Here is a 21,155-nt window from a genome sequence, read left to right on the forward strand (position 1 = left end):
CACCCTTGGGCCTGGAACCTCTTCCAGGTCCGAACCAGGATTTTTACGGCAGTCGCACATAATAGGGAGAAAGCAGTAAAGCTTCATTCTCTGCAATGACTGGCGTAAGAGGAAATAGTCCATCTCATACGTCGTTATCATCACTCACGCAGGAATATATAATGCTACAGATCACCTTTCTGCTATTGCTGGTAATTGTATTTATTGCAGGATTCATATTCTTGCTATTTCGCACAATCTTCCTGGTCATCACAGTTGAAGGAGCGAGCATGCTGCCCTTGCTGCAGCACGGCGATCGCCTCCTGGTACTGCGGCATTTTGGGATAAGACAACTGCGTAAGGGTGAGGTAGTAATTATCAAGCCACCGGCTGAGATCCAGAAGGGTTTTGCTTCTGGCGAACCTGCTCAAGTTTACTATGTGAAGCGCCTGGTAGCACTGGCCGGCGAGACGGTTACTGATACGCTACCTGTAAGCTTGCAGGCCAAGATGCCCGTAACGAGAGAAGCAGAAGGACAAGTCGAGCCGCGCCTGAAAAGCTGGCAAGTACCAGCTAAGCACATCTTCGTCTGTGGAGATAACCGCCAGAACAGTCTCGATTCGCGCACCTGGGGACCGCTTCCTCAGCGCAGCATCGTCGGGATCATGCTGAGAAAGTTAGCGCCATCCAGGAATGCGACATACGCAAAAGTTAGCACACGGCTCGAAGCGGTGCCGTCTGCAAACTTCTTGCCACCCGGCACGCCGGCACCTGCATTTAGCGCAGCAACCGTGAATGGCGAGATCTGCGAGCTTGCTACTTATGCGGGAAAGCCTCTTGTATTGTTCTTTATAGCTTCAGAGCGACTTTCACGCCTGTTCATCCCCAATTATGCGACACTGGCACGCCAGATTGCCGGCCAGTCCAACCCGGCTATTCTTTTTGCTTGCGGCGTGGAACTGGCACAGGCGCAGGCGCTTGTAGAGGAGTTTCAGATCGAAGTGCCGGTACTGGTGACACCACGCGCAACGCATTCGCTCTTTCACGATTATAAGATAATTGGCACACCTTGCTATTGCTTGATCGATGCGCAGGGCAGGCTAAAAAGGGACGGCTTTCTTTCATCTGGTTCTCCACAGCCGAACAGACGACTCAGCCCTATCTAACCTGGTGCGCAGTGGAGGCAGAATGCTGGCTTCTAGAGGAGAAGCCTTACAAAATCGCTGCCTGTGGGACATGGCACGAAGGTGGATAAAATGGCAGGGAAATTAGAGGGAGAAAGTGTATTGCTAACAGTCTATTTCAGGACAACATTATGCTGAAGAATTTACATAATCAATGGAAACGTCTGATACATGGGTTTGCGCTCCTCTGGGAGATGCTCAAGCTCGCCTGGCGCGCGCAGCCGCTCTGCCTGCTCATCCTGCTTCTGCTGCAGGTTTTTGAAGGCCTGATCCCTGTCGCCAGCGGCTATATCAGTAAGGGCCTCTTTGATGAGCTCAGCCAGGTCTTTCGCGGCATCCCTTTCACGCAGCTCTTGCAGGGCCTGATCTTTCTCCTCCTGGCTCAGGCGGCCATCTCAGTTGTCGGCCAACTTACCTCGCCTTTACAGGACTATCTACAAGCAGAGCTGAATCGCCAGCTCACCCTTTCTATCCGGCAAGCGCTCTACAAGAAAATGAATAGCCTGAGCGGCCTTGCCCATTTCGAAGATCCGCATTTCCACAACACATTACAGGTCGTAGCCAGCCATGTGCAATTCGCCCCGGCCCAGACATTACAGACCTTTGCGCGCCTCCTTCAAGGCTTGATCACGCTTATCAGCTTTTTCGCCGTCCTGTTTCTATTAAGCCCCTTACTGGCCCTGGGACTCGGCCTTGCCGTCATCCCCCATCTGATCGTTCAGCTCAAACTAAATCGTCAGCAATTCAGCCTCTACATGGAGAACAGCCCGCAGGAGCGCCGCGCTGCCTATTACAGCCAGGTGCTCTCCTGGATTCCCTTTGCCAAGGAGGTGCGCCTCTTCCTGTTAGGCGACCACTTTTTGCAGCGCTTCACCCAAACTACCGAGCATATTTACGAGGCACAACGTAAGTTTCAATTGCGTGAACTGCGCTGGCAAGGCCTGCTTTCCATGCTGACGAGCTGCGTCTCGACTGGTGCCTTTATTATAGTGGTCCTGCAGGCCTTTAGCGGCCGCATCAGCCTTGGCGATATGGCCCTCTATATTCAAGCCGTTGACAATACGCAAAAGACTTTAATGAGCATGGCTTTTGCGCTCTCGCGGCTTGGCGAAAACCTCCTGTTCTTCAAGCAATATCAGGAAGTGCAGGCTCTGCCCGATCGGATCAGCCATACAGCCCATCCGCGCCCGGTGCCACAGCTAACGCAGGGCATCACCTTTCGCAACGTCTCCTTTCGCTACAGCGAGAACCATCCCTGGATCGTCAGGCATCTCAATCTCTCCCTCCCGGCCGGGCGCTGCCTGGCGCTTGTCGGCCTCAACGGAGCCGGCAAAACGACGCTGGTCAAGCTCCTCACCAGGCTCTACGATCCTAGCGAGGGCGAAATTCTCTGGGATGGTATCGATATTCGCGAGTTTGAGCCCACCGAATATCGGCGTCACCTGGGCACGATCTTCCAGGATTTTGTGCGCTATGAGTTGAGCGCCCAGGAGAATATAGGCCTTGGCGCGACCGAGTTGCTTGAGGATCTGCCGAGCATCGAGGATGCGGCGCGTAAAGCCGGTGTGCACGAGCGCCTGTCTGCCCTGCCTCATGGCTATCAGAGCATGCTCAGCCGTTGGATGGCCGAGGAGACAGATGGAGAAGAAGACGAGGGAACAGACCTTTCCGGGGGCGAGTGGCAAAAGCTAGCCCTGGCGCGCATGTTTCTGCGCAACGCGGAGGCCATCATCCTCGACGAGCCCACGGCATCTCTTGACGCGCAGACTGAGTATGAGCTCTTCCAGCAATTTCGCAAGCTTATGCAAAATCACACTTGCTTGCTTATTACCCACCGTTTTAGCACAGTACGTATGGCCGATTTCATCGCGGTACTGGAGCAAGGCAGCGTCTCTGAGTACGGCAGCCATGAAGAGCTAGTGGAGCACGCGGGAACCTATGCCAGGCTCTACAATATGCAGGTAGAAAGCTACATCGGAAAGGTCCCGGTACAGGAGCAGATCGGCTAAGGCGCGTCCTTTTACTCAGTGGAGAGCAGGCCAAGCTTGCGAGCCTGGGCTACGGCCTGGGTGCGATTGCTGGCCTGCAATTTCTCAAGGATGTTATGCACGTGACGCTTCGTGGTGTTGTAAGTAATCACCAGGGCCTCAGCAATCTCATGATTTGAGGCGCCACGGGCCAGTAAATGTAAGACCTCTCTTTCCCGTTCGCTGAGCAGATCGGACTCAGGTAACGATGTAGAGGCGCACACAGGCTGCTTATTGGCCGCAAGGCCAGCGATTTCGGCGGATGGCTGAATAGGTGCGAAGGCCTGCAATAAGCGCTCAATATAGCTGAGCATAAATGGTTCTCGCTCATGTGAAGACAGAGCTTGCAGCAAAGGCACCAGATCTTTTCCCTCATCCACAAAAATCCGGATATAGCCTTCTGGCCTGCAGCGTACCAGAAGGCGCCGTAGCTCCTCAAGGGCTGACTGCTGCTGACCTTGAGCTTGCAGAGCGAGAATTTCGAGCAGTTGAAACTCGATGTAGGAGGCAAAGTTTTCCTTTTGCAGCAGGGCCTGTCTTTCGGCCAAGCTGCGGGCCTGATCGTTTCGTCCCTGGGCAAGCAGCAAGCGGATCAGGCAGGAATACCAATCAAGATGCTCGTTAGCTGGCATCTCGTTAAGTAACAGCTCTGGCGATAGACTAGCTTTGGACAGGCAGGCCAGAGCTGACGAAAGATCGGTGCGCGCAAGGTAGAGCCGCGTCTGATAGAGCAGTACTTCTTCCACGGCGAGAACGAAACCGCTATTTTGCGCAATGCGCTCAGCCTGAAAGCAATAATCCTCGGCCAGGGCATAGTCACCACGGGCAAAGGCGATGAGCGCGCGATAGAGGGCACATTGAGGTAGGAGAAGTACCTTCTCCAGGTGAGGAAGTAAGCTTTCAGCCCGCGCTAGATAGAATTCGGCGCGCGCAAGCTCATTCCATTCATAGTATAAGCTGACAAGGCGCAGCAGCCGCACATAGGCCAGATAGGGGAACTCCGCCAATTCTTTTGTTGTATCCAGCTCGTGGAAGTAGGAGGCAGCTTGGTGAAGCTTGCCCTGAACCTGGAGAAGCGAGCCCTGATGCAAGCGTATCTTGAACATACTATAGAGATTGTTCGCCTGCTGTGCCAGGGCATAGGCCTCCTCAAGCATGCTCCTGACCTCCTCACCACGCCCGTTAAAGAGGAGGTGCTCGCTAATATACTGGACGCAATGGCTTCGCCAGTACACGTCTTCACGAGGCAGATAATCAAGCGCCTGCTGCGCCAGGGCCACACAGCTGGAGATATCCCCTCCCTGTTTGAGGGCAAGAAGAGCGCGAATGACCTGCACTTGCCCCAGGCGCTGAGGCTGGTTTAAGCTCTTCCAATGGCGCTCGGCAAGCTGTAATAGTTTTTCGTTTCCTTGCTGGCCGGTGAGAACCTGAACCAGAACATAGCTCTGGCATAATTCTGCTGAGGTCTCCAGCCAGGGACGTGGCAGGCGCTCAAGCCAGCGGCGCAAGGTCAGATAATGCGAACGAAAAGGCGCGGTCTGGCAACACTTCACCAATAGACGAGCGGCGCGGGCGAAGTCCTGGGCGGCAAAAGCAGCCTCGATGGCTTCGGCGAGCATGCCTTGCTGTTCATAGCAGTCGCTCACTTGCTGATAAAGCTGCCAGAGCTTTGCCTCTTCCATATCGCGGGCCAGGAGATGGCGCAACGCTTCAGCAAAGAGATGGTGGTAGCGGTACCAGCGGCCCTGCGTATCCAACGCCACGATAAAGAGGTGACGACGCTCCAATTGCTCTAACATATCCTGGCAGGCTGCCACGCTGTTTTGCATCACCGCAGCGCAGAGGGGCGCGCTGAGTCGCTCAAGAATCGCCGTGCGCAGAAGGAAGGTGCGCAGCTCAGCTGGCTGTTCATCCAACACTTCCTCAGTCAGATATTGTAATAAAGGGCGCTGGCTTCCGCTCAACTCTTGCAAAACCTGCGTCGCATCCGGTTGATGCTGCAGCATAAGCGCGAGCAACTGCAAGCCAACCAGCCAGCCTTCAGTACGCTCGGCGATCAGGGCGATAGCTTCCTCGGAAAGCGCGTGCCCCATGATCTGGGCAAGAAAGGTCGCCATCTCTTCCCGGCTACAGCGCAATTGCTCGGCGTGTATCTCCACAAGTTGTCCCTTGCCGCGCCAACGCGCCAGGGCCAGGGGCGGATCATAGCGCGTGGCTAAGACCAGGTGCATGCACGGGGGCAAATGCTCAAGGAAGAAGATGAGATGCGCGTGAATGGCCGAATCGCTCACCATGTGATAGTCATCAAGGGCCAGGACAATCGGTTCCGGCAGTTCCGCCAGAGTATTGATAAGGATGGTCAGAACCTCTTCTAAAGGCGGAGGCGGCAAGGTCAAAAGCGCTTGCAAGGCTGCCCGGCCTGTCAAGGGCACTAAAGCGGTCAGGATGTACTCCCAGAAGCGATAGGCATTATCGTCACTTTGATCAAGCGAGATCCAGACCACATGAGGAGCCCCCTGGCCTGCTTGTGTTAGCGAGTGCAGCCAGAGAGTAAGAAGCGTGGTCTTGCCAAAGCCGGCCGGGGCCGAGATGAGCGTGAGCTTACGATGGAGACTGGGAGCCAGCAATTTTAACACGTGAGAACGCGGAAGAGCCTGCTCCGGCAGGACTGGCATAAAAAATTTGGGTGTGAGAAGAGGTTTTTTTTCTAACATCCTATTCTTCGCTATGTGTACGGTTTGATTGCTTCCCCGGCAAGCCCGATCCTTGTCAAGCCCATCCTTGAGCTGGTAAAGAAACAGGCTCCGGGCGCCTGTATCGAAAAGATGGTATCAAACGCGGAGCAAAAGGTCAAGCCCAAACAGGCCGGCTTATGGCCCGTAAGAGCCATTGCGCCTCGCCGCGCTACATCTCTTGATGCATATCTACAATTCAAGGCAATGATACACCTGCGGGAGCATGACTTAGCTCCCCGGCACGGCTATGCTATCCCCAACAAAGCGTAAGCAGCTCTTCGCTGTTCTTCTCAACAAATAGAGGCTTATAGCCAAAGGAGTTCTTTGAATGACCTTTTCTCAAGCACACAAACAAGACAATATACTTAAGCGCTATCCCTTAACTTCGTTTTTTATCCTGGCTTACGTGATTACCTGGGTCTTATGGCTGCCCTATGTCTTGCTGGATCTTCCCAAGCCCGCGGCTATCCCTGGCGTACTCCTTGGAGTAACTGGCTCGGCGTTTCTCATGACCTATATAACCGAGGGAAAAGCTGCAGCTCTGCGCTTGCTCCGGCGCTATATTCAGTGGCGCGAAAACTGGTTCTTGTATATATTCGCGCTGCTCGGATTTCCCCTTATGCTCATTCTAGGAACAGTGCTTCAGCCCGCGGCCCAAGCCGATCTAAACGGATTTTCCCTCGCCTGGCTCCAGTACTACCCGCCAGCTTTCATTACCGTCTTCTGTTATGGTCCGTTACTGGAAGAGGCGGGCTGGCGTGGCTTTGCCCTCCCGCGCCTACAGCAGCGCTATGGCCCATTGCGTGCAAGTCTCATCCTAGGCCTGCTCTGGGGTCTCTGGCACCTTCCCATCCATCTTGGTGACTTTCAAGAAGGGCTGGGTCCTGGCCTCCTGAGCTTTGGCTTTTTCGTAATTGCCGTCGTGGGATTGGCCTGCATTTTCACCTGGCTCTTCAATCGGGTCAATGGCAGCTTGCTCATCATGATCCTGGCCCACGCCTCTTTTAATGCCCTCTCAACTTTTTTCGGGCTGCTTATTATCCATAAGGGAGTTCCGCCCTCAATAGAAGATGCCTTTGGCACAAGCCAGTTGCTCATCGGACTAGCATTCGCCATCCTGCTAATCGTCCTGACCCGCGCTCAGCTAGCTTATCGCACTAATTGGCAAGCTTAGGCTCGCCTGGCAATCTTGTTCGCGTTTAACTGACCGGCAGTTCTGGGAAGGGCGGGCCAGCAAGCAATGCTTGACTTCGCTTGCACAAGCCAGACTTCAAGCTATGTACGCCGGGCCAACTTCTTCCCTTTCAAGCTCCTGCATATTCCATTTAGAGCTGGAAACTAAACTCGGAATAAGGGGATTGCAAGCGAGCCCCCGCCGGTAAGACAATGCCAAAGTAGCGCTCTAAAGCCTCTCGGTAGGCGGTTTTATCTTTCAACTGAATGGTAGTTGTCTCGTCCGGGCGACGAATTTTCAACTCAGTATCGAAGATAATGATACGCGCCTCTTCAGTAGGGATTGCTCCGACGATATGTTGCACAAAGAAGGAATCGGGCGAGGTTGAATTATAGTAATTCATCATCATATAATCGGGCGCATAAAATTCCTCCAGCGAAAAGGCATACAGATTGTGCCACTGCTCGGCGAGCTTGTGTTGCAGAATAAAGCCAAGCCTGGCATCGCTCTTGAAGCGATAGGTATCCAGATATTGAGGAAACTCGCGGTCAAGATCGAGCGGGACTGCCTCAATCAAACAATTGCCGCCAAAGCCTACATCAGCGATCCAGGGCTTGCCTTCAATTTCTACCATCGCCATCTGGTGTGATCTTCTCTTCCAGCCATCAACAGCAGAAACGCGGGCGGCCAGCGGCCTCACAGCAAAACCTAAATGTTGCAGTGCCAGCAGAAACAAACCATTGAGCTCATGACAATAACCACCACGCCGCTCATCAATCAGTTTGCGCATCAGGCTATCAGCATCTATGTGAATTGGTTTTCCCAGCAGGATATCAAAATTCTCAAAAGGAATGCTCAGCATCTGGGCACGGTGCAAGCCTTTGAGCGTCTCTGCGCTGCGTGTAAGCGGACCACGATAATTGATACGCTCAAGATAGGCATCGAGGCGAAAAGGGCTAGCTGACATCTATCACAAACCTCCTTCAGGTAGGACCAAACTCTCTCAGCATAGAATCCATTAATCTAACTATAATTCTAGCGCAAGAAGGCAGCCCAAACTTCAGCCAAAAGGTCAGTTTTCCGCTGTCCAAATGGTCAAGGGCATCTGACCCCAATACTTATGGACGCAGGAGCTAGCTTTATTCGTTACGCAGAGAAGCTTGAGGCGCACACATACGCTGCAGGAAGGCCGCAAGGTCATTCTCGTAAGCCTGAGGATCAAGGTTCCAGAGCAGGGTATGTTCGGCTTCTTCCATACGCCGATACGTTACGCAAGTAGAATGCGTCCGGGCAAAGATATCGCTCGACGTCACCGGCACCAAGGCATCAGCGGTGCTATGCAAAAGCAATGTTGGGATTTCGCGCTCGTTGGCACTGGGATGCTCATAATTGAGTTTAGCGAAACTGATTTGTGCGCGCCACTCAACCATCATTCTAAGGATAGACCCCAACCAGCGCGGCAAATGCAGGAGACTAAGCTGTGCCTGCAGGACTCTTTGCCAGTTGAGAATAGGCGAATCGAGGATAACTGCGCGCACCTGAGCAGCATAGGCCGAACGGTGCAGAAAGGTCTCAACAATAGAACCGCCCATCGACCAGCCAAATACGATCACATCTCTGGCTCCCTGCGCCAGAGCATAACGAACCCCAGCCTCAACGTCCTGCCACTCAGTATCGCCAAGATGATAGAGCTGATCGGGACTGCAAGGTGCGCCGGGATCATTGCGATAGCTCAAGACCAGCGCGGGAAAGCCCTGCCTGGCGATTGTCGGCAAGGCGCGCAAGGCCTCTTCACGCGTGGCATGGAAACCGTGGACAAGCACCAGCCATGTTTCGCGCTGGCCGGCGAGCTGCCAGGCAGCCAGTTCACCTAGAGGTCCGGGAACGCGCACCTCCTCAAAAGTTAACCCTAGCGCGCTTTGTGGATCACCATGATAGACAAATTTATTCCAACGTACCTGAGAACCAGGCTCAGGCAATTGGGAAGCCTGAATGATTCGGCGCGTTACGCTCTGCGCTTCCAGGGCCACAACCTCACCGAGCACGGCAAAATTATCCTGCCAGGCCAGGCCAGAAATACCGTCAACACTTGTCTTTGGCAGGCGAGGAAGGGTTACTGTTTCTGGCGCTACCGCCAGCACCGGTAGCAGAACTGGAGGCCGCGCGGCTTTTACGCGGAGGCCGGTTGAGGCCAGCCAGGCTGTAAGGCCGAGGCAGAGGATACAAAGCAAGAGCAAAACAAGCATGAAAATTATGATAAGTGTCGTCAAGTAGTTCTCCTTTCAGAGCAAACGTGTGCCACAGATCAGCTAAGTGCGCCATGCCGAGTTGACTTATCTACATCGGTTCAACATAGCTCGCGTACTGCTTGCGACACGTCTCAAGGCTGCGCTGTGCGGCTTTCTTTTCGCGCCGCTCCTTTAAGTATGGTAGAAACTACACTGGGGATCAATACACAAAGTCTGGGCTTTGTTGCTTATTCTACAGAGCAAAGAGGTATGTAGACAAAGATCGTGGCCTTCGCACACGCCCGCCGGACCAGGGAAAGCATAAATTCGACCCAACTGAGCTTCCTGGCCCTTCTTTTACGCTGCTTCAGATTTACTGAATGTACAGTATTTGTACAGTTTCAGGCAAGTATTTAGCATGGTAGAAGCTGACGGATCTCTGCATACTATAACCATTGTTGCGCTCGCTGATATCAGGCGAGGCACAGAAGAATATAAAAGCAGTATATATGCAAGCACTCGAAAAGAGTACGGAGTCTTTATGCACCAAACAAGCCAACAACCTGCCCCTGGCACAGTGCGCGACAGGTTTGGCGCGCTGGTGTGGATTATAGGAAGCGTTCAGTTCTTTCTCTGCCATCTCATCGTCCAATCCGCCTGGCCCACGCCCTATAGCTGGTCCCTCAACAATATCAGCGATCTTGGCAACGTCAATTGCCAGCCCTGGGGAGACAACGCGCGTTATGTTTGCTCTCCCCTCCACACTGTTATGAATACATCCATCATCGTCGGCGGGCTCTTGATCATCGTCGGGATCTTCGCGATCGAGTCTCTCTGGCGTCGCTCATTTATCTCCTGGGCCGCGCGCGTGCTGCTCATTATCGTCGGGCTGGCCTGGCTCCTCGTCGGCCTGACGCCCGCAGATGTTGAAGAAAATCTGCATGTATTGGGCGCGCTCTTCATCATGATTCCCGGCAACCTCGGCCTCATGCTCATGGTTTTAAGCGCCAGATATGGCTATATGAAGACGATCCGTATCCTGGCAACCCTGATGGGAATTATCGGGCTGGTCGCTACGGGACTCTTCTTCTCGGGCCATTACCTCACGCTCGGCATGGGAGGCATGGAGCGCGTTGCAGTCTTCCCTTTACAGATCTGGAACTTTATTGCCGGCTGCACGCTCCTTATCGCGGTGGTCCGCGAGCGCCGTCGCGCTGCGCTAGAGGCGCTGATTGAAGATTATCACGAACGCGAGTATTGAGCTGTCTGCCCCAAAGAACTTGCCTGCCTCTGTTCAGGCCAGCCACTTTCATAAGACTCCTCTGGTTCATCGTGGGATGCCAGGAGGTCGTATCATGAAGCAAGCAGCTTTTTCCCGGACTGATGATAGCAGAATGTGGCATAAGAGAAACGCTATGGGACAAAGGATTGTTTTTCGATCCCTCAGAGGGTATATTTTATCTGAGAGGTTATGAGGGAAGATAGCGTTTTTAGTTCATAGCTCAAAGTAAGGTGAAAGATGAAATACACTCGAATATATGCTGACAAAAACGGCGACTCTCACTTCGAGGACGTGGAAGTCGAGATGTCCCTTGTCGATTTTGCCCCACCTGCACCACCATTGGATTTGTCGCCAGCGATGCCCAGCACCAATGTTGCTTTCCTCGGCTCTCCAGCCGGATGGGATAGCGAGCCACATCCAGCGCCACGGCGGCTCCTCCTCATCTATCTGACAGGCGAGGCTGAAATCACAGTAAGCGATGGCGAGGCGCGTCGCTTTGGTCCAGGCAGCGTTGTGCTGGCGGAAGACACATCAGGCAAGGGACATGCCTCCCGCGCTGTTGGCGACGGCAACGTGCTCACGGCTGTTGTGCAACTGGCTGCCTGAAAGCTGGCAAACGGCGTATCGAGACGAGCCCCCGGTGACGCAGATAGCAGAAATGCTCACCGGGCCTGCCATTTGAGATACAGGACAACTGGACCGCTCGGTAGTTTCTTCTGGGCAAAGTTGATTGTTTCACGACGCTCAACGGAAAGCTCTCCGGCCATCTCCGTCTGACGAGCGGCGATATGAAACCACTCGACTGTATAGTTGCCAGCCTCCAAGGTCACCTCGAACTGATGAGCGGCCTCATCAGGCTGGAGGACAAGATATTCCTTGCCAGGATTTGCCAGAACGTAGCCAGTTGAGCTGAGATCGGAGCGCGGCACCATTTCGCGCAAGCCTATACGATTGGCGAAACGCAACGTATCCCCCATGGCGTAGCGCGCTGGCTCTAGCGACTCATAAGAGGGCACGCCCAGCGACGGATCAAGCGGGGTAGTAACATTTATGATCCCATAATCCATAAGGATGGGGTTATGCCCGCGAAGGAAGGATTTCCAGGCCCACAAGGCATCGCCCTGGCCAGCGGCATAATGGTCTGTGTCAGTAAGTACTACCTTTGTGCCGGGATTCTCCGGTGGATTTGCGAACCAGCGATTAGTGCCAAACTCATCATCATTGCCGGGCGAGATCCAGTCAGCGGGACTCTTCCAGAGCGCCTCATTGACCTTCGCCTGATCCGCAACTGGAAATTGCATGGTCATGCCGATGGGATGCCGATCGTAGCCCATCTGCTGTTCGTACTGTTTGACAAACTCGATCACTTCATACTGCCAGGCTGTGGTATCACCCCAGAACGGAACAGCAGAAAGCTCCAACATATCAGCAAACTCTTGATCAACCTGCCCACCACCCGCCGATTCGTTGGCAACCTCGTAGAGAACATTGGATAAATCAGCCACGGTATCGATGACCTTACGAATATAGGCTTCCTGCACTTCCTTGATGCCTGGATCGAGGGGCAGTACCTGGGAATCGTTGATCGAAGAGAGCGCGATCCCGTTGATATTGTTGGCTGCATAGAACGGATGGCCCTCAATATGGTCAGGCGCCTTGCTTAAGTGGAGGCCAAAGCCGTCGAAGAGCATAACAGAGACGTAGATACCCTCCTTGCCAGCAGCAATGACACGAGCGCGCAATCGGTCGAAGTAAAGCGAATCAAAGCTGGAAAGATCAAACTTTGGCTTGCCGTCTGGGGCTAATCCCGGACCCGTGCGCGGCCAGGGCTGCGGCATCATGCAGAGATGGAAGTTGGCAGGGACTGCCTGCGACCTGAACTGCTCCCAGCGCCAGAGCCGAATAAAGTTGTGTCCATGCTGCTTGAGGAAGGCGAGATAGGCGCTATAATCATTCTGCTCCGGAACATCAGAGCAGTTCAGGCCGGGACCCAGGCCGTCCTGTAAGTTGTTCCAGATATGCGAGCCGGTCAGATAAACTGGCTTCTGATCAATGGGTGAGTCGGTAGCAACGCTAAAGTAGCGTGGGTTGGCCGCACAGACCACGAGAGGTCCAGGAGCGTACTCGGCATGGCGAGAAGCCTGCGGCGTTGAAGCGCTCTCTGACATAAGTGAATTTCTCCTTGTCTTACTCTTTGCCAGGTCTCACTGACAAGAACCACAAAAACCGGCTATGCGGCTTGCTTCTTATCATATGAGATTTTCTTTTCTCAGCTGTGCTTATGCTAGCATGCCGCATTGGTCTACGATCCAGGCACTACAGTCGCAATAAGCAGGCAGGTTGGCTTGTTTGCAGGTTCTCCATCTTTCCCGTCTGATGGAGCCCGCCGTGGCATCGCTATGTCTATTGTAGGTAGAAATGATGCAGTTGGCTTGTAAAAATTCAATCAATCGGCATCTGGCCAAGAGATTGGCCCTGTTGTGGGTCCTGCGCGCAACAACGACGACGTAAGAGCAGATAGCGGCTCGGGCTGTAGCCAGTAAACGCCGCAAATTCCTTATTAAAGTGCGGCTGGTCATAGAAGCCAGATTGGTGAGCAATCAACGTCCAATCAACAGGCTGCATTGGATCAATCGAGGACAGGACATGGAAAAACCGCGAGAGCCGGGCGAATTCCTTTGGTGAGGCGCCGATCAGCTGCTTGAATTGGGTCTTCAGATGATTCTGGCTAATGCCAATCTGCTCACTGAGCTCCCTTATCGATAGGTCGCCATGCCGATTGACAATTTCCTCTATGGCATGTTGTACAAGCCCCCAGCCACGCGACATATGAGAGAAGCGGGCAAGCAAAAGCTGCTCGAAGAGGGCAAAGCCCTCCTCGATAGTCGGAGCATCGTGGAGGCGCTCACGTACTTCGTCAGCAAAGCATCCCCAGATGGCATCCAGCTCTACAACCTGGTTGTGCAATTCAGAGAGGGGTAGCGGGAAGAACGGAGCAGCGCCACCGGGTTTGAAATGGACACCGAAAAACCGCACAGACGGTGGCCAATCGACGACATGATAAGTGCTGAACACTCCTACGCCCCAGCTCCGCCTACAAACAGCAAGAGGTTGGGCTTGATCTGATCTACGTACAGAGAAAGGGTGGCCGAAGTTCACCATCAAGTTCAATGAGGGTATGGGAAAGGTTTTCAGGCGTGTATAGGATACAGGACCTTCTAGATAATAGAGGTCATAGATATAGGAGTTGAGCGGGTAAGATGGGGTGTGGCAAGCATAGAGCATACAAATTATCCCTTGCATTTGTCTCAGGCCTGGCAAGCTTCTGAACTTCTCTATTATGCAATGGGTCTTGAGATTCGTCAAGAAGAATTCTGCGCTGAGAATGGTGCTACATGCTCTAAAAAGCTGAGGGAAATATATCCCGGGCTGCTTCAGATGCGTCATTTCTGTCAGATAGCTTGCTAAAGACATTCAGGGGATTTAGTTGTATTATGGAATTTTGCTTGCTATACTGTTTGTAACACTGAAATTTCTGCGTGTTTAGGAGGAAGGATGGAGATGATGAATAGTATACATGGCAGGACATATAAGCAAGCTGTAGAGCCTAAAGCCCGGATTTGTAATGCGTCCCAAGGAAATTCCTCTTCCACCATCTCCATAACCGGTCCCCTGCACCTGGATTTTGCTTCGGGCGACCTGACGTTCTGGACGCCAGAAGGTGAGGCCTTTCGGCAGCAACCGGTGCGCGGAGATAAATTTCTGGCCAGCCAGGTCAGGCCCGGCTTGATTGCCCTCGGCGGCGATTACTGGGATGGCCCCTATCCCGTTGGCCACCTTGGCGATTACTGGATCAGCACCGAGGATCATCTGACCGGCACACTGACCTCCGACGATTTTCTACTTGAGCCACGCTTTCCCTGGTTTAGCTGCCTGCTTGGTGGCACACACGAGCCACATTCCTGCAGCATCGCTCTGCTTATCAAGGCTACGCCGGCCAATAGTGCGGCCTTAGCCTCTAGCTACCCACGCGTTCAGCTCTGCGGGCGCGGTGACTATTACCAGGTCTTTGAGGCTAGCGGGCACGGTAGCGAGCTTATGCGTCGCGTAGCGTTTAACGCAGCAAGTTTCGAAGGCGAGCAGGCCTGCATTCACGTTGTTGATAACACAACGAGCGGGCATATTAACGTCGATGATTTTCAGTTGACTACCGAGAAGCCAGAGACTTTGGCCGAAGAGCTGGGCGCAGGCGACCCGGCTGCGCCGGTATGGGGTTTTGCCGATATGCATTCGCATCCGATGTCTCATCTGGCCTTCGGCGGCGTTATCTTCTGGGGCCAGTCCGATGGACCTATTGAGAAAGCGCTTCCCTGGTGTACGCCGGCGCATGGTGTAGGGGGTACCGGAATTGCCGGCAAGGATGGCAACGTCATCATGTCCTTCTTTGAGCAGACCGGCTATGGCCTTGATGTCGGCCATTATGTTGGCGGCTATCCTCAGTTCGACGGCTGGCCCAAGTTCACCACAATCGTTCACCAACAGATGTACATCGACTGGATAAAGCGCGCATATGAGGGCGGGCTGCGCCTGATGGTCGCCCATGCCGTCAATAACGAGGCGCTGGCCAACCAGTATAATGGCCGCCCGCCCTATGACGATAAGACCGCCATAGAAACGCAGATCGCGGCCATGAAAGAGCAGGCAGCCCATCACCAGGACTGGATGGAGATTGCCTATACGCCCGCCGATGCGCGCCGTATCATTCGCCAGAACAAGCTGGCTGTCGTGCTAGGCGTTGAGGTCGATTCACTCTTTAAGGCTGCCCAGCTTTATGCTGCCCCAAGCAGTGCGTCAGCGGCGATGAGTGCGCTAAACACGGCTAGCAGCCTGCAGGATGCGCTACACGCAGCGGAGGATGCACATCAGCTCGCCGAAAATACCATAAAGGCTTATCTGCAGCATCTCTATCACGATCTGGGCATACGCCATCTCTTCCCCGTGCATATAGCAGATAACGCCTTCGCCGGCTCGGCCATCTATAACGATGTGTTCAGCCTGTCCAATCACTTCTTACACAATAAATACTTCCAGTTAGAGGACGGCAGCGCGCTGGGCATTCAGTTCCGTCTTGAAGAAGATCCCGGTCCAGCCATCGAGATAGCCCGTATCACCCAGGACTACCATCCGCCCTACAAAGAAGTCAAGGGCGGCCATATCAATCAGGCCGGCCTTACAGATCTGGGACGCTTCTTCATTCAGCAAATGATGCATCTTGGTATGCTGGTGGAAGTCGATCATATGTCGCATAAAGCCGTCGAAGAGGCCCTGGCCCTGGCTGAAGAGCATGACTATCCAGTGGTAGCGGGACATACAAGTTTTCGCGAACTGGCCTGGCACTGGCAGAGCGAGACCCAGAGCATTCACAAATGTTGCAACGAGGGCTCAAAATCTGCGGAACAGATCGAGCGCATCCGCAAACTGGGCGGGGTCATTGCGCCTATCGCCTGCCAAAACGATCTGCGCGATGTTGGGGAGGTGATCCCATCTTTGAAGGGCAAAGTGCGCAACGATAGTGCCGGCTCGGCCAAAACATGGGCCCAGGCCTACCTCTATGCCGTTGAGAAGATGGGCGGGCGCGGCGTTGGCATTGGCACCGATACCAACGGTTTTGCCAAATTCACGAGCCCACGTTTTGGGCTCAATGCCGGTTACTTCTTGGATTTTGATGTGGCGGGCATGGGCCGCGATCCCGGTCGCAGGCCCATGCGCCGAGAGCAGGCTGCGAGCCAGGAGAACGGCGTACGCTACGCCGATCCTATTGAGGATGTGCGCCACTATCGCTTTGAGGGCGTGCTGCAGGGCGATGTCTACGATGATATGGAGCGCGATATCTGGCAGGCAGTCGGACTCTACAAAGCGGGGCACAATCCCTGGCAAGAGCAAAATATTCTTGACGTTTTTGATCGCGTAGCCAACTTTGCCAAAGGCTTCTTTGCGACTAGCGATGAGCAGTTAACACGTCCCGGTCTACTGACCGGCGATGAACCCTGGGAGCAGCGCGCGGCCTTTCTTGTGAAAACGGGGCAGGAGCCTGGCAATTCTGAGCGCGATCCGCAGCCAGTGCATGAGATGTATCCGAAAGTGCTGGCCATCTGGCAAAGATGGCAGGCGATGGAAGGCAATAATGCGCCCCTGATGCGTAGCCGGGCCGGGCAACGCGATTTTGATATCAATCTTGATGGAGTAGCACACTATGGCATGCTGCCGGATCTGGTTCAGGATCTGAAAAATTGTGGGCTCTCCAATGAGGATCTGCTCCCGTTCTTCCGTTCGGCCGAGGAGTATATTCAAACGTGGGAAAAGTGCGAACGCCGTAGTCGCGAACTATAAGCCACACGTTCCTCTTAATACGAGGCTGGCCGCATATAGCCAGCCTTCGTATAGCTCTTCACTTCTCCCAAAGGGGATTGTTAAGGGCTCACTCCGTATGAGTAAACTTGCTGAACTTTGCAACAGCTCTGATATTGTCCAGCTTAGCCTTGACAAAGCAACGAGCAAATGGTTATGCTTAACAGCAAGCACACGCTATTTCTTACCCATCTTTACATCTTGTATTTTATTCCCGAGGAGACGGCCATGATCCATGATGGAATGTGCCAAACAATCGTCCCCATTTGCCTCATCCCTTTAAGGTTTCCTGCGTGTGCTAAGCATAAGCTCACTCTGACTTGCCCAATTGAGGCAAACTTGCCAGGCCCACCCATATAAACCAGTCATCTGGAAGCTGGTGATGGACAGGCAAGACGTCACCTAAGCGCCAGGGGATGAGTGCAGTATTTTTCGGAGGAGAAGCAACAGATGCAAACTCGCAGAAAACTGAAGTCTGGCCTTGGCGTAACGCTGCTGTGCCTTATAAGCATAGTAATCGCCGGCTGCGGCACAGGCAACCCTCACCCAGCCACCGCGCATACTAAGGCTCCCCAAAATCGGCAGGTGTTTGTCTCAGGCATTATCAACGGCTACACCGCCATTGCAACCTTGGATCCCGCTCTGGCAACTGACGGATCGTCAGTTTCGCCCCTGGACCTTATCTTTACCGGATTAGTGCAACTCGACGATAACCTCCACGTAACTGATCAACTTGCCGCCTCACATGAAGTCATGCCCGATGGCAAGACCTACAAGTTTACCCTCAAGCCGGGCCTCAAGTTCAGTGATGGCACTCCGCTTACTTCCCAGGACGTAGTTTATAGCATCAACCGCGCCCTGGACCCCGCAACCAAGTCGCCAACGGGTCCGTACTATCTTAAGTACATCAAGGACTCCGATAAACTGCAAGCAGGCACGATCAAGACGCTTATCGGAGACAGTTTGCTCGCACCTGATCCCAATACCGTGGTTATCATCACTGACAAAGTATATACCTTCTTTCTTGATGCGCTAACCTATCCCTGCTCATACGTCGTCGAGAAGAGTATGATTGACAAATGGGGCGATCACTGGATTGAGCATCTTAGCGATAACGGCGGCCAGGGGACTGACGGCCCTTTCAATGTTTCGCACTTCAACCGCAGCACAGGCATTGATTACATCCCCAATCCTAATTTCTACGGCCCCAAACCACAGTTAGCGAAAGTGGAATATCCCATCTTCAAAGACATATCCACCCTCTACCAGTCCTACCAGGCGAACCAGGTTGAGGACGACCCGCAGCTGTTAAGCACCACCTACGAGCAGGCGAAGAACAGACCCGATTTCTATCAAATACCTTTGCTGGAAATCTACTATTATAGTATGAATTACACCAAAAAACCGTTCGATAACATCAAGATCCGGCAGGCCTTCGCCCTGGCCATCAACAAGGATCTGATCATGCAGCGCGTCTGGAAGAATCAATACTTCGCCACCAATCATATCGTGCCAGAGGGCATGAATGGCTATAGTCCAAACCTCATTGGCCCGGCGGGAGTGAAGGGTACCGGCGGCGATCCAACGCTGGCAAAGCAACTGCTCCAGCAAGGCATGCAGGAGGAGGGTTATAACAGTATAGCGCAACTTCCCACTATTACCCTTACCTACTCGGATCTTGGCAGAGAGGCTATCAAGGAAGAAGTCGCGGTGATGCAGCAGATGTGGCAAAGTGTGTTGGGTATCAACGTCAAGGTTGAGAGTATCGATACAGGGGTACTGATCCAGGATCTGGGCAAGGGCTCAGCTAATCCTTTGCAGTTGTACTATGGTACTGCCTGGACCGCCGATTATCCCGATCCAGAGAACTGGACGACGCTGCAATTCGGCCCCGGCTCGGCTAACAATACCATGAGCTATGGACAGAATCATGCAGCAGACGCCGTGCAGCAGCAAGCTGTCCAGCAGTTAATGGAACAGGCGGATTCCGCCCCCGCTGGCGCCGATCGCATGGCGATGTACAACCGGGCCGAACAGCAACTGGCCAACGATGTAGCGTGGCTGCCGATGGCACAGGCGACATTATCGGGCCTGCGCAAACCATGCGTACAAGGCCTGAAGTATACGGCTGCCGGCCGTATCCCGCCGAACGACTGGGGTAGGATCTACATTTCGACGGATACGCCTTGTATGAAGGCTACCGTGTAGCCTTCAGGCTGAGCCATCTTGAAGGCATACATAGCACATAGATTTGAAGGCAGGGCTTTTCAGTTCTCATTTTTCCCGTCTCATTGCTGGTTGGCAAGAAGGGAAACGTTGGGGCCGCGTCGCGTCTTACGGGGCGCGAGCCCCGATACCTGTCCCCGGTTAAGGACTAATTCGCTAGCTCGCGACGCGCCCTTAACAATCCCTTTTCTTGAGAGCTGGAAAGCCCCGCGCAAGATTCGAATCGTATACTTCACTTTAGCCCAAAAATATGTTATAATTGTTTTTAGTCAATTACATTACTGCGATTGAGGAGTGAAATGGCCAGCAGCCACTAAACCTTGTGCCAGAGATATTGCCAGTTCCAAGGGCAATGCTGTCATGTCTTAGTAGATGCATTCGGGCTCTACGCTAAGACGGTACACGGGTTATGGTCTCCTGATGGTTATGCAGTAGTGTAGCTCCTGACAATCCATACAATGGCCTCCCCACTTTTGTTAGCCTTGCACGACACATTGTTTCCTCACACTGGCTCACAGCTTACTTTCGCTTAGCTTGCTCTGGCGCCCCACCTTTATTGCAGATAATGCATTTAATCTACTCTTTTTTACTTTCGCCAAGCGAAAATATACTCACATTTGGAGGAAACACATGGCTACCGCAACTGAAATCGGTGTCCACCGATGCCAGATCAATACCCAGGAAAAGTATATGCAAGCAATAACTAGACAGCGAGGCCAGATTTATGCCAATCACATATTCCAGCAAGATTGTAAAATTAGAGCCGGCAAAGTTCCACGCCCACAATAAGCTCAGCAAGTATGAGCGGATACGTGTCTTTCTAGAGGAAAGGCAGTTGCCCGCCTACCGTTTCTCGCAGATCACGCAAGCCATTTTTAAGGAGCGCATTGGCGACTTTGCCCAGATGCACACTCTGCCAGAATCGCTGCGCAGCGCCTTACGCGCGACATTTGGCGAGAACATCCTGAGCCTTCGTGCCGTCCATGAAAGTCTCTCCCCGCAGGCCAGAAAGCTCCTCTTTGAGTTGGAGGATCATAAACGCATCGAGGCCGTAGGCATGACCTATCGCGCGGGCTGGCAATCGTTCTGCATCTCCTCACAGTCCGGCTGCAATTTCGGCTGCACCTTCTGTGCCACCGGAGCCATTGGACTGAAGAGAAGCCTGACGGCAGATGAAATCACTGACCAGATATTATACTTCCATCTCCAGAAGCATTCCATCGATAGCGTCTCTTTTATGGGCATGGGTGAAGCTCTTGCCAACCCACACACTTTTCGCGCACTCCAAATTCTAATCGATCCCGCCCTATTCGGGCTAAGTCCGCGCCGGCTGACAGTTTCCACGATAGGCGTTATTCCCTCAATCCAGCGCCTCACGCGCGAGTTCCCACAGGTCAATCTCACCTTCTCGTTACATTCGCCCTTCACGGAACAGCGCAGCTTGCTAGTTCCGCTCAACCGGACATATCCTCTACATGAGGTCATGCTAGCACTTGATGAGCACGTTCAACAGACTGGGAGAAAAGTCTATCTCGCCTATACGCTGCTGCACGGAGTCAACGATACGCCCGAGCACGCGCGGGGCCTGATTGCCTTGCTTAAGGAAAGGGGAAACCTTGCCCATCTCTACCACATCAACTTGATCAGCTATAATCCGGCAAGTGGCGCGCCAGTCACCTACGAACGCTCGGATAAGCAGACGTTTGATAGCTTTTATCGACGGCTCAAAGCTGCCGGAATGCATGTCACGGCCCGACAATCCTTCGGGGTCGAGATCGATGCCGCCTGCGGACAGCTCTATGGTCGTTACCAGGCTGCCCACAGAGAACAGCCCCCAGCTCGGGCCTCTACGCTGCCTGGTCGCATCTCGGTCTGCACTGCCAAAGGGCCAGGCTTGTGATGTGGAGCAGAG

At 53.4% G+C, this 21,155-nt stretch carries 13 protein-coding genes; 8 read left to right on the forward strand and 5 right to left on the reverse strand.

Going from position 1 to position 21,155, the window contains the following annotated elements; genetic code table 11:
• The first annotated feature begins 161 nt into the window (after nucleotides 1–161).
• Both lepB and EPA93_RS05535 read left to right on the forward strand, forming a co-directional pair.
• A complete protein-coding gene (gene lepB / locus EPA93_RS05530) occupies nucleotides 162–1,145 on the forward strand; it encodes a signal peptidase I (RefSeq protein ID WP_165422895.1) in 984 nt (327 codons plus the stop codon).
• Between the two features lie 149 nt (nucleotides 1,146–1,294).
• Complete coding sequence (locus EPA93_RS05535) at nucleotides 1,295–3,172, forward strand: ABC transporter ATP-binding protein (RefSeq protein ID WP_129886091.1); 1,878 nt, start codon at nucleotides 1,295–1,297, stop codon at nucleotides 3,170–3,172.
• A gap of 11 nt (nucleotides 3,173–3,183) precedes the next feature.
• Here EPA93_RS05535 and EPA93_RS05540 read toward each other — a convergent pair whose 3' ends face one another.
• A complete protein-coding gene (locus EPA93_RS05540) occupies nucleotides 3,184–5,904 on the reverse strand; it encodes a winged helix-turn-helix domain-containing protein (protein ID WP_129886092.1) in 2,721 nt (906 codons plus the stop codon).
• A gap of 349 nt (nucleotides 5,905–6,253) precedes the next feature.
• Between EPA93_RS05540 and EPA93_RS05545 the strand changes: the two genes are divergently transcribed.
• Complete coding sequence (locus tag EPA93_RS05545) at nucleotides 6,254–7,099, forward strand: CPBP family glutamic-type intramembrane protease (RefSeq protein WP_129886093.1); 846 nt, start codon at nucleotides 6,254–6,256, stop codon at nucleotides 7,097–7,099.
• Nucleotides 7,100–7,250: 151 nt separating this feature from the next.
• Here the strand turns inward: EPA93_RS05545 and EPA93_RS05550 are convergent, their stop codons facing one another.
• Together EPA93_RS05550 and EPA93_RS05555 are read right to left on the reverse strand one after the other, a co-directional pair.
• The gene (locus tag EPA93_RS05550) at nucleotides 7,251–8,066 is read right to left on the reverse strand and encodes an arylamine N-acetyltransferase family protein (RefSeq protein WP_129886094.1); all 816 of its coding nucleotides are present in this window, start codon (nucleotides 8,064–8,066) and stop codon (nucleotides 7,251–7,253) included.
• A gap of 172 nt (nucleotides 8,067–8,238) precedes the next feature.
• Nucleotides 8,239–9,369 carry an alpha/beta hydrolase gene (locus EPA93_RS05555; protein WP_129886095.1) on the reverse strand — a complete coding sequence of 377 codons (1,131 nt, stop codon included), beginning with the start codon at nucleotides 9,367–9,369 and terminating at the stop codon, nucleotides 8,239–8,241.
• A gap of 499 nt (nucleotides 9,370–9,868) precedes the next feature.
• Between EPA93_RS05555 and EPA93_RS05560 the strand changes: the two genes are divergently transcribed.
• Both EPA93_RS05560 and EPA93_RS05565 read left to right on the forward strand, forming a co-directional pair.
• On the forward strand, nucleotides 9,869–10,588 hold the full coding sequence (locus tag EPA93_RS05560) for a DUF998 domain-containing protein (RefSeq protein WP_129886096.1): 720 nt from the start codon (nucleotides 9,869–9,871) through the stop codon (nucleotides 10,586–10,588).
• 258 nt (nucleotides 10,589–10,846) lie between these two features.
• Entirely contained in the window at nucleotides 10,847–11,215 is a 369-nt protein-coding gene (locus EPA93_RS05565) for a cupin domain-containing protein (protein ID WP_129886097.1), read from the forward strand.
• 56 nt (nucleotides 11,216–11,271) lie between these two features.
• Here EPA93_RS05565 and EPA93_RS05570 read toward each other — a convergent pair whose 3' ends face one another.
• Both EPA93_RS05570 and EPA93_RS05575 read right to left on the reverse strand, forming a co-directional pair.
• On the reverse strand, nucleotides 11,272–12,777 hold the full coding sequence (locus tag EPA93_RS05570; protein ID WP_129886098.1) for a DUF6298 domain-containing protein: 1,506 nt from the start codon (nucleotides 12,775–12,777) through the stop codon (nucleotides 11,272–11,274).
• Nucleotides 12,778–13,051: 274 nt separating this feature from the next.
• Entirely contained in the window at nucleotides 13,052–13,894 is an 843-nt protein-coding gene (locus EPA93_RS05575; RefSeq protein ID WP_165422896.1) for a helix-turn-helix domain-containing protein, read from the reverse strand.
• Nucleotides 13,895–14,170: 276 nt separating this feature from the next.
• Between EPA93_RS05575 and EPA93_RS05580 the strand changes: the two genes are divergently transcribed.
• The 3 genes from EPA93_RS05580 to EPA93_RS05590 all read left to right on the forward strand — a co-directional run bounded on the left by EPA93_RS05580 (nucleotide 14,171) and on the right by EPA93_RS05590 (nucleotide 21,143).
• Entirely contained in the window at nucleotides 14,171–16,999 is a 2,829-nt protein-coding gene (locus tag EPA93_RS05580) for a membrane dipeptidase (RefSeq protein ID WP_242527327.1), read from the forward strand.
• Nucleotides 17,000–17,467: 468 nt separating this feature from the next.
• Nucleotides 17,468–19,225 (forward strand): peptide ABC transporter substrate-binding protein, encoded by a 1,758-nt coding sequence (locus tag EPA93_RS05585; protein ID WP_129886100.1) that lies wholly within the window; start codon nucleotides 17,468–17,470, stop codon nucleotides 19,223–19,225.
• A 742-nt stretch (nucleotides 19,226–19,967) separates the two neighbouring features.
• Nucleotides 19,968–21,143, forward strand: coding sequence for a Cfr family 23S rRNA (adenine(2503)-C(8))-methyltransferase (locus tag EPA93_RS05590; protein WP_129886101.1), 1,176 nt, complete (start codon nucleotides 19,968–19,970; stop codon nucleotides 21,141–21,143).
• Nucleotides 21,144–21,155 lie beyond the last annotated feature (12 nt).

The organism is Ktedonosporobacter rubrisoli (assembly GCF_004208415.1).
GTDB classification, from domain to species: Bacteria; Chloroflexota; Ktedonobacteria; order Ktedonobacterales; family Ktedonobacteraceae; genus Ktedonosporobacter; species Ktedonosporobacter rubrisoli.

Bases quoted from the DNA above. Each gene is read 5' to 3' on its own strand.
- lepB (WP_165422895.1), top strand. From the start codon at position 162: ATGCTACAGATCACCTTTCTGCTATTGCTGGTAATTGTATTTATTGCA.
- EPA93_RS05535 (WP_129886091.1), top strand. From the start codon at position 1,295: ATGCTGAAGAATTTACATAATCAATGGAAACGTCTGATACATGGGTTT.
- EPA93_RS05540 (WP_129886092.1), bottom strand. From the start codon at position 5,904: ATGTTAGAAAAAAAACCTCTTCTCACACCCAAATTTTTTATGCCAGTC.
- EPA93_RS05545 (WP_129886093.1), top strand. From the start codon at position 6,254: ATGACCTTTTCTCAAGCACACAAACAAGACAATATACTTAAGCGCTAT.
- EPA93_RS05550 (WP_129886094.1), bottom strand. From the start codon at position 8,066: ATGTCAGCTAGCCCTTTTCGCCTCGATGCCTATCTTGAGCGTATCAAT.
- EPA93_RS05560 (WP_129886096.1), top strand. From the start codon at position 9,869: ATGCACCAAACAAGCCAACAACCTGCCCCTGGCACAGTGCGCGACAGG.
- EPA93_RS05565 (WP_129886097.1), top strand. From the start codon at position 10,847: ATGAAATACACTCGAATATATGCTGACAAAAACGGCGACTCTCACTTC.
- EPA93_RS05570 (WP_129886098.1), bottom strand. From the start codon at position 12,777: ATGTCAGAGAGCGCTTCAACGCCGCAGGCTTCTCGCCATGCCGAGTAC.
- EPA93_RS05575 (WP_165422896.1), bottom strand. From the start codon at position 13,894: ATGCTCTATGCTTGCCACACCCCATCTTACCCGCTCAACTCCTATATC.
- EPA93_RS05580 (WP_242527327.1), top strand. From the start codon at position 14,171: ATGATGAATAGTATACATGGCAGGACATATAAGCAAGCTGTAGAGCCT.
- EPA93_RS05585 (WP_129886100.1), top strand. From the start codon at position 17,468: ATGCAAACTCGCAGAAAACTGAAGTCTGGCCTTGGCGTAACGCTGCTG.
- EPA93_RS05590 (WP_129886101.1), top strand. From the start codon at position 19,968: ATGCCAATCACATATTCCAGCAAGATTGTAAAATTAGAGCCGGCAAAG.